Source organism: Lentzea sp. HUAS12, from assembly GCF_024125735.1.
Classification (GTDB): Bacteria; Actinomycetota; Actinomycetes; order Mycobacteriales; family Pseudonocardiaceae; genus Lentzea; species Lentzea albida.
The window spans coordinates 1,351,257-1,361,211 of record NZ_CP099738.1; the positions used below are offsets into that span (position 1 = coordinate 1,351,257).

A 9,955-nucleotide genomic window follows, 5' to 3' on the forward strand; every position below is an offset into this window, starting at 1 on the left:
GGATCCGTTCCGCGTCACGCCACCCGCACGCCCCCTGTCCTGGTCAACATTCCTTTGAGGTTGTGAGATGGCGGATCAAGAGAAGCTGGTCGGCCTGCTGAAGAAGCTCACCGCGGACCTTCAGCAGACCAGGACGCGCCTGCGCCAGGCCGAGTCCCGCGACCGGGAGCCGATCGCGATCATCGGGATGGCCTGCCGCTATCCCGGTGACGTCGAGAGTCCCGAGGACCTGTGGCGGCTCGTCGACGAGGAGCGGGAGGGCATCTCCACGTTCCCGACCAACCGCGGCTGGAACCTGGAGGGGCTGTTCGACGCCGATCCGGAGAGCTCCGGCACGAGCTACGTGAACACCGGCGGCTTCGTGCACACGGCGGACGAGTTCGACGCCGAGTTCTTCGGCATCTCGCCGCGCGAGGCCCTGGCGATGGACCCGCAGCAGCGCCTGCTGCTGCAGGTCACGTGGGAGGCGATCGAACGGGCGGGCATCGCCCCCGGCTCCCTCGCCGGCACCCGGACCGCCGTCTACGCGGGAGTGTCGTCGCAGGAGTACGGACCGCGGCTGCACGAAGAGGCCCTGAACGTGGAGGGGTACCTCCTCACCGGCACGACGTGTTCGGTGCACTCCGGCCGCATCGCCTACAACCTCGGGCTCGAGGGCCCCGCCGTCTCGGTGGACACCGCATGCTCGTCGTCGCTGGTGGCGATCCACCTCGCCGTGCAGGCGCTGCGCAGCGGTGAGTGCGATCTCGCCCTCGCCGGCGGCGCGAACATCATGGGAGGCCCCGGCGTCTTCGTCGAGTTCTCGCGCCAGCGCGGCCTGTCGCCCGACGGGCGGTGCAAGTCGTTCGCCGAGGCGGCCGACGGCACCGGCTGGTCCGAGGGCGTCGGCGTGGTGATGCTCGAGAAGCTCTCCGACGCCCGGCGCAACGGCCACGAGGTGCTCGCGGTCGTCCGGGGTTCGGCGATCAACCAGGACGGCGCGTCGAACGGGCTCACCGCGCCCAGCGGGCCCGCCCAGAGGAGCGTCATCGCGCAGGCGCTCGCCGACGCCCGGCTGTCGACCAGGGACGTCGACGTGGTCGAGGCGCACGGCACCGGCACCCGCCTCGGCGACCCGATCGAGGCGCAGGCGGTCCTCGCGACCTACGGGCAGGACCGCCCCGGCGACCGGCCGCTGTGGCTCGGTTCGCTGAAGTCCAACATCGGCCACACCCAGTGCGCCGCGGGGGTCGGCAGCGTCATCAAGATGGTGATGGCGTTGCGCAACGACACGCTGCCCAAGACCCTGCACGTCGACACCCCGACCCCGTTCGTGGACTGGGATTCGGGTTCCGTCGAGTTGCTGACGAGTGCCCAGGAGTGGCCCCGGCAGGACCAGCCGCGCCGCGCCGGCGTGTCGTCCTTCGGCATCTCGGGGACCAACGCCCACCTGATCATCGAAGAGGCCCCCGCGGAGGCGGTCACCGGGGACGAGCCCGGTAGCCGCGGCCACGGTGCCGTTCCCGTCGTGCTGTCCGGCACGAACCGCGAGGCGCTCGCGGCCCAGGCCCGGCGACTGCGGTCGCACCTGGAGGCCGACCCCGACGCGACCCCGCTCGACGTCGCGTACTCGCTCGCCACCGGCCGGACCGCGCTCGCGGAGCGCGGTGTCGTCCTCGCCACCGACCGCGACGGTCTCCTCGACGGCCTGGCCGTCCTCGCCGACGGGGGCAGGAGCGACCAGGTCCTGCAGGGCGGCGTGCGCACCGGCAAGACCGCCTTCCTGTTCACCGGCGGAGGGGCGCAGTACCTCGCCATGGGCCGGGACCTGTGCGAGGCCCACCCCGCGTTCGCCGCCATCTTCGACGCGGTGATGGCGGAGTTCGACGCCCACCTGCCGCGGCCGCTCCGCGAAGTGATCTTCGCGGAGGACTCCGACCTGCTCGACCGGATCGACTACATGCTGCCCGCGTTGTTCGCCATCGAGGTCTCGGTGGCGCGGCTGCTGGAGTCCTGGGGCGTCGTCCCGGACTTCGTCGCGGGGCACTCGATCGGTGAGTTCGCGGCGGCGCACATCGCGGGCGTCTGGTCGCTCGCCGACGCCGCGCGCATCGTCGCGATCCGCGGCCGGTTGATGAACTCGCTGCCGCCGGGCGGCGCGATGGTGGCGATCCAGGCCTCCGAGGAGGAGGTCGCGCCCGAGCTGACCGGCCTGGTCGGGTTCGCGGCGCTCAACGGGCCGACGTCGGTCGTGATCTCCGGCGACGAGGAGACCGCGATGGCCATCGCCCAGCGGTTCAAGGACAAGGGGCGCAAGGCCAAGAAGCTCGTCGTCAGCCAGGCGTCGCACTCGGCGCTGATGGACGGCATCCTCGACGAGTTCGGCCGGGCCACCGCGGAGCTCACGTACTCCGCGCCGCGCATCCCGATCATGTCCACCCTCACGGGCAAGCAGGCCGGCGCGGACGAGGTGGGCGACCCGCAGTACTGGGTCCGCCACATCCGCCGGCCCGTCCGCTTCACCGACGCCGTGAGCCTGCTCGAACGCGAGGGCGTCACCCGCTACGTCGAGGTGGGGCCCAACGGCGTGCTCACCGCGGCCGCGATGGAGATCGTGGAACGGCCGGACGCCGCCGAGTTCGTCTCGTCGCTGCGCAAGAACGGCGCCGAGGACCTGGACCTGGCCGCCATGGTCGCGCGGCTGCACATCAGCGGGGCGCCGGTCGACTGGACGGCGTTCTTCGGCGACACCGGTGCCCGGCGCGTCGGCCTGCCCACCTACGCGTTCCAGAACAGCCCGTACTGGCTCGCGAACGACGACGGTCCCGCCGACCTGAGCTCCATTGGGCTCGCCTCGGCGGAGCACCCGGTGCTCCAGGCGGCGATCGTGCCCGCGGACGGGGACGGGGCGCTGTTCGCCGGGCGGGTGTCGCTCTCCTCCCACACGTGGCTCGCCGACCACGCCGTCCTGGGCACGGTGATCGTGCCGGGGGCGGGCCTCGTCGAACTGGCGATCCGCGCCGGTGACGAGGTCGGCTGCGGGACCGTCGAGGAACTGACCCTGCACGCGCCGGTGCTGCCGGGTGCCGAGGGCTCCCTGGCGCTGCAGGTGGTCGTCGGGGACGCCGACGAGGACGGCCGCAGGCCGGTCTCGGTCCACAGCCGGCCCCGGAACGCCCCCGCGGGCCAGTCGTGGACCCGCAACGCCGACGGCTGGCTGCGGCCTGCCACCGCCGCGCGGGACTGGGCGCCGGGGGAGTGGCCGCCTGCGGGCGCGGACGCCGTCCCCCTCGACGGCTTCTACGACCGCCTGGCCGACTCCGGGTTCGGCTACGGCCCGGTGTTCCAGGGCCTGCGGGCGGCGTGGCGGCGCGGCGACGAGATCTTCGCCGAGGTCGCCCTGCCGGACGCCGGCACCGACGGCTTCACGATCCACCCGGCCCTGCTCGACGCGGCGCTGCACACCCTGTTCCTGGCCCCCGGCGCGGACGAGTCCGCCGCCCTGCCGTTCTCCTGGAGCGGTGTCTCGTTGCACGCGACCGGTGCGCGCTCGCTGAGGGTGCGCCTGACGGGCGCCGGCGGGAACTCCGGATCGCTCGCCGCCGTGGACGACGCCGGTCAGCCGGTGCTCTCCGTCGAGTCGATCGCCGTCCGGCCCGTCACCGCGGACCAGCTGCGCGCCGCGGACGCGCCGGAGAACCTCTACGCCGTCGAGTGGACCGCCACCCCGGCCGGGCCCGCCGAGCCCTGGACCGACCACGCCGACCTGCCCGCCGACGGAGCCGTCGAAGGGCACGTCGTGTACCCGGCGCTGGCCGGCGGCGACCCGGTGGCCGACGCCCACCGGCTCACCGCGAGCGTGCTGGGCGTCCTGCGCACCTGGCTGGAGGACGACCGGTTCGCCGCGGCGACGCTGGTCGTGCGCACCGACGCCGGCGAATCCTGCCCCGCGTCCGCCGCGGTGCACGGCCTGGTCCGCTCCGCCCAGTCGGAGCACCCCGGCAGGGTCGTGCTCTTCGACGGCCCGGCCGACGCGGTCGGCGAGGCCATCGCGACCGGGGAACCGCAGGTCGCCGCACGCGGCGGTGAGCTGGTCGTGCCGCGTCTGGTGCCCGCGGTGGTCACCGGTGACCCGGCCACCTGGGACCCGGACGGCACCGTGCTGATCAGCGGTGGCACCGGGGACCTCGGGGCGCTGGCCGCCCGGCACCTGGTGACCGGCCACGGCGTCCGGCACCTGGTCCTGACCAGCAGGCGCGGGATCGACGCGCCGGGAGCGGCGGACCTGCGCGACGAGCTGACCGCCCTGGGCGCCGAGGTCGTCGTGGAGCGCTGCGACGCCGCCGACCGGCAGGCTCTCGCCGCCGTGCTCGGCCGCATCCCGGCCGAGCACCCGCTGACCGGCGTGGTCCACGTCGCCGGAGTCCTCGACGACGGCCTGGTCACCGCGATCACCCCCGAACGGCTCGCCGGGGTGCTCGCCCCGAAGGTCGACGCCGCGTGGCACCTGCACGAGCTCACCCAGGACAAGGGGCTGGAGCACTTCGTCCTGTACTCGTCGGCGGCCGGCGTCCTCGGCTCGCCGGGTCAGGGCGGTTACGCCGCCGCCAACAGCTTCCTGGACGCGCTGGCGGGCCTGCGCCGTGCCCGCGGTCTCGCCGCGCGGTCGCTGGCCTGGGGTCCGTGGCAGCAGGACCAGGGCCTGACCGCTCACCTGGACGGCGCCCAGACCGACCGCCTCGGCCGCGACGGGTTCGCCTCGCTGGACCGCGCGGAGGGCATGCGCGCGTTCGACGCGGCACTGGCGATGGACGAGGCACTGGCGGTGCCGGTCAAGATCGACCTGACCGCCCTGAACCGCGTGGCGCGCAGCACCGAGCTCCCGGCCGTTCTCCGCGGCCTGGTCCGCACGGCCGGCCGGCGGACCGCGACGACGAGCGAGAAGCGGGAGCTGTCGCTCGTCGAACGACTGGCCGCCCTGCCCGCCGCCGAGCGGCCGGACGCCGTTCAGGACGCCGTGCTCGAGCAGGTCGCCGCCGTGCTGGGGCACAGCTCCGGTGCGGTGATCGACCCGGAACGCGCGTTCACCGAACTGGGCTTCGACTCGCTCAGCTCCGTGAACCTGCGCAACAGGCTCAACGCGATGTTCGAGCTGCGCCTCGCCGCCACCGTCGTGTTCGACCACCCGTCGCCGAGCGCGATCGCCGCCTTCGTCCTCTCGCTGCTCCCCGGACTGGACGAGCCGGGCGGCTCCGGCGAGGTGGACGAGCAGCAGGTCCGTCGCTTCCTCGCCACCGTCCCGTTCGACCGGCTCCGCACGGCCGGGGTCCTGGACGCGCTGGTCCGGCTGGCCGACGACCAGGCCGCCGGAAACGCCGGCGCGGCGGACCCCGCGGACGACCTGGTCGACGAGATGGACGCCGACGAACTGGTGAAGCGCGTCATGGCGGCCGCCGAGGACAACACCGTGTCACTCACCTCTGGTTCGGAGAACTTCTGATGCCCTCCAACGAGGAACTTGTCGCAGCACTGCGGGAGTCGGTCAAGGAGAGCTCCAGGCTGGCCGCGCGCAACCGGAAGCTGGTCGACGACGCCCACGCGCCGGTCGCGATCATCGGCATGGCCTGCCGGTACCCCGGCGGTGTCGACTCGCCGGAGGCCCTGTGGGAACTCGTGGCGACCGGCACCGACGCGGTGTCGGAGTTCCCGGCGGACCGGGGCTGGAACCTCGGCGAGCTGTTCCACCCCGACCCCGACCACCGCGGCACGTCGTACTCCCGCGAGGGGAGCTTCCTGCACGACGCCGCCGACTTCGACCCGGACTTCTTCGGGATCTCGCCGCGCGAGGCGCTCGCCATGGACCCGCAGCAACGGCTGATGCTCCAGGTCAGCTGGGAGGCCGTGGAGCACGCGCGGATCGACCCGACGACGCTCAAGGGCAGCGCGACCGGCGTGTTCGCCGGGCTCATGTACGGCGACTACGGCGTCGGCGTGGAAACGCTGCCGGAAGGCGTCGAGGGCTTCCTGGGCAACGGGACCCAGGGCAGCGTCCTCTCCGGCCGCGTGGCCTACACGCTCGGGCTGGAGGGCCCGGCGCTGTCGGTCGACACCGCCTGCTCGTCGTCGCTGGTCGCCGTCCACCTCGCCGTCCAGGCGCTGCGCTCGGGCGAGTGCTCGATGGCTCTCGCGGGCGGTGTGTGCGTCATGGCCATCGCCGACACCTACGTCGAGTTCTCCCGGCAACGCGCGCTTGCCCCGGACGGCCGCTGCAAGTCGTTCTCGGCCTCCGCCGACGGCACCGGCTTCGGTGAGGGCGCGGGGATCCTGCTGCTGGAGAAGCTCGAGGACGCCGAGCGCAACGGCCACCGCGTGCTCGCGGTCGTCCAGGGCTCCGCGGTCAACCAGGACGGCGCGTCCAACGGCCTCACCGCGCCCAACGGCCCGTCGCAGCAACGCGTCATCCGCGCCGCGCTCGCCGACGCCCGCCTGCCCGCGGGGGAGGTGGACGTGATCGAGGCGCACGGCACCGGCACCAAGCTGGGCGACCCGATCGAGGCCGACGCCCTGCTGGCCACCTACGGCCAGGACCGCGAGGAGCCGTTCTGGCTCGGCTCGATCAAGTCCAACATCGGGCACACGCAGTCCGCCGCGGGCGCCGCCGGGATCATCAAGATGGTCGAGGCGCTGCGCCGCGGTGAGCTGCCGCGCACCCTGCACGTCACCGAGCCGTCGTCGGCCATCTCGTGGGACTCGGGCAACGGGCGCCTGCTCACCGAGCACCTCGACTGGCCGGCGACCGCACACCCGCGCACCGCGGCGGTGTCGTCGTTCGGCATCAGCGGCACCAACGCCCACGTCATCCTGCGCGAGGCACCGGCGCGTGCGGCCGCCGTCCGCGAGACCACCCCGCCGGCCCGCGTCCCGTGGGTGCTCTCGGGGAACACCGAGCAGGCGGTGCGCCGGCAGGCGAAGCGCCTGGTGGGCCGGGTGTCCGGACTCGACCCCGTGGACGTCGCCCTCACCCTCGCCACCGGCCGCGCCGCACGTGCGCACCGCGCGGTGGTGTTCGGCGAGGAGGCGTTGGCCGCCCTGGCGTCCGGTGACCAGGCTCCGGACGTCGTCACCGGCACGCAGACCACCGGCAAGATCGCGTTCCTCTGCACCGGTCAGGGCGCGCAGCGGCTCGGCATGGGCCGGGAGCTGTCCGCCTACCCGGTCTTCGCGGACAAGCTCGCCGAGGTCGCCGCACACCTGGACGAGCACACCGAGTTCTCGCTCCTGGACGTCATGCACGGCGACATCCCGGAGGCACTCGACCAGACGGCGGTGACCCAGCCCGCGCTGTTCGCGTTCGAGGTGGCGCTCGCGGAACTCGTGACTTCGTGGGGCGTCCGGCCGGACTTCCTGCTCGGCCACTCCATCGGCGAGCTGACGGCCGCGCACCTCGCGGGGGTGTGGTCGCTCCCGGACGCGGCGAGGCTGGTCGCCGCCCGTGGCAGGCTCATGCAGGCCTCACCGGCAGGCGGCGCGATGATCGCCGTCAGGGCCGCCGAGGCCGACGTCGAACTGCTGCCGGGCGTGAGCATCGCCGCGGTCAACGGCCCCGAGTCGCTCGTGCTGTCGGGTGACGAGGAGGCCGTCGCCGAGATGGCCGCCCGGTTCGAGCGCTCCAAGCGGCTCGCGGTGAGCCACGCCTTCCACTCGCACCACATGGACGGCATGCTCGCCGAGTTCCGGGAGATCGTCCGCGACGTCGAGCACTCGGCGCCGCGCATCCCGCTGATCTCCAACCTCACCGGCGCGGTCGCCACCGCCGAGCAGGTCACCGACCCGGAGTACTGGGTGCGGCACGTCCGCGGCACGGTGCGCTTCGCCGAGGGCGTGGCCGCGCTGCACGCCGCGGGCGTCCGCCGCTTCGTGGAGATCGGCCCGGACGCGGCGCTGTCCGCGCAGGGCGCCGACTGCGTGCCCGACGGGCTGTTCCTGCCCGTGCAGCGCAAGAACCGCGATGAGGTCACCACCGCCGCGCACGCGCAGGCCACCCTGTTCACCCACGGCGTCAAGCTCGACTGGCCCGGCATCTTCGCGGGCACCGGCGCCGAACTGGTCGACCTCCCGACCTATGCGTTCGAGCGGGAGCGGTTCTGGCTCGCGGCAGACCCGGTCAAGCGCGCGACCGGCTGGCGTCACCACGTCCGCTGGACGCCCGTGCCGACCGGGGGCGCACCGGCCGGACCGTGGACGGTCGTGGGGGACCGGGACGACGCGTGGGCGCGGGCGGCGGCGGAAGCGTTGGGCACGAAGGTCGTCACCGCCGCGGACGCCCGCGAGGGCAATGTCCTCGCCTTCGTCGGCGACGGCATGGCGGCCGCCGCGCTGCTCCGGGAGGGCACCAGGCTGTGGTGCGCCACGCGGGGCGCGGTCGCGGTCGGCGCGCACGAGCGGGTCACCTCGCCCCGGCAGGCCGGGGTCTGGGCCGTCGGCCGGGTCGCGGCGATCGAGCAGCCCCGTTCCTGGGGCGGCTGCGTCGACCTGCCCGAGGCGCCGGACGCCCGGTCCGTCGCCCGGCTGCGGGAGGTCCTGTCCGGCGCCGAGGACGAGGTCGCGATCCGCGGTTCGGGCGTGCACGCCCGGCGCCTCGTGCCCGCCGAGCCCGTCAAGGGGTCGTGGACGACGAGCGGCACCGCGCTGGTCACCGGCGGCACGGGTGCGCTCGGCGCGCAGGTCGCCCGGCGGCTGGTCGAGGCGGGCACGCAGCGCCTGGTCCTGCTGTCGCGCCGCGGACAGGACGCGCCCGGAGCGGGCGAGCTCGCCGCGGAGCTCACCGGCCTCGGCGCTCAGGTGAGCATCCGCGCGTGCGACGCGGCCGACCGCGACGCCCTGGCCCAGGTCGTGGCGGAGCTGGACGACCTCCGTGTCGTCGTGCACACGGCGGGAGTCCTGGACGACGGCCTGATCATGGGCCTCACGCCGGAGCGGTTCGACGCCGTCGCGAAGCCCAAGGCCGACGCCGCGCACCACCTCGGCGACCTGACCAAGCACCTGGAACTGGACGCGTTCGTCCTGTACTCGTCCCTGGCAGGTGTGCTCGGCAACGGGGGCCAGGCGGCTTATGCCGCGGCGAACGCGCACCTCGACGCGCTGGCCGAGCAACGGCGGTTCGACGGGCTGCCCGCCACGGCGGTGGCGTGGGGCCCGTGGGCCGAGGGCGGCATGGCCGGCTCGCACGACGACGGCGTGCGCCGGATGGGCCTGCGCCCGATGGCGCCGCAAGCCGCCGTCGAGGCCCTGTTCGAGTCGCTCGCCGCGGGCGACGTCACGGTGACCGTGGCGGACTTCGACTGGCCCGCCTACTTCGAGACCTCGCGGCAGGCACCGGTCCTCGCGGAGATCCCGCGGCCGCAGGCCGGGGCTCCCGCCGCGGCGGCGGGTCCCGCGCTGCGCGAACGGCTCGCCGGACTCATCGAGCCCGAGCAGCGCCGCCTGCTGCTCGACCTGGTCCGCGACGTCGTCGCGAAGGTGCTGGGACACCCGAGCACCACGACGATCGAACCGGACCGCGCGTTCAGCGAGCTCGGGTTCGACTCGCTGACCGCCGTCGAACTGCGCAACCGCCTCGACGCCGCGACGTCGCTGTCGGTCCCGTCGACGCTGGTCTTCGACCACCCGACACCACTCGCGCTCGCGCAGTACCTGTGGGCGGAGGTCGCGGGCCCCGAGCACGCGGCGGAGGCCCTGCTGCGCGACCTCGACAGGGCCGCCGACGTGCTCGGCGGTCTCGACGACGGCAACGAGGCGCGCGCCGCCGTCCTGGAGCGCCTGCACGCGCTCGTCGCGGAGTTCGGCTCCGCACCAACGCACTCGCGCGGAACTGTGGCGCGGACCGACCTCACCGAGGCGTCCGACGACGAGCTCTTCGCCTTCATCGACCAACAGCTCGGCACCTGAGCCGGCGCTCGTGATCTTGACCAATGAG

Annotated in this window: 1 protein-coding gene and 1 pseudogene; both read left to right on the forward strand. The window is 74.1% G+C overall.

The features are described from left to right. Window positions 1–67 precede the first annotated feature (67 nt). On the forward strand, window positions 68–5,479 hold the full coding sequence (locus ND450_RS06180; protein ID WP_253325189.1) for a type I polyketide synthase: 5,412 nt from the start codon (window positions 68–70) through the stop codon (window positions 5,477–5,479). Then, window positions 5,479–9,927 (forward strand): annotated as a pseudogene (locus ND450_RS06185) (SDR family NAD(P)-dependent oxidoreductase); the annotation flags it as partial. The gene ND450_RS06180 and the pseudogene ND450_RS06185, both read left to right, overlap by 1 nt. Window positions 9,928–9,955 lie beyond the last annotated feature (28 nt).

Excerpts from the sequence above, each read along its gene's own strand:
- ND450_RS06180 (WP_253325189.1), top strand. The coding sequence starts at position 68 with ATGGCGGATCAAGAGAAGCTGGTCGGCCTGCTGAAGAAGCTCACCGCG.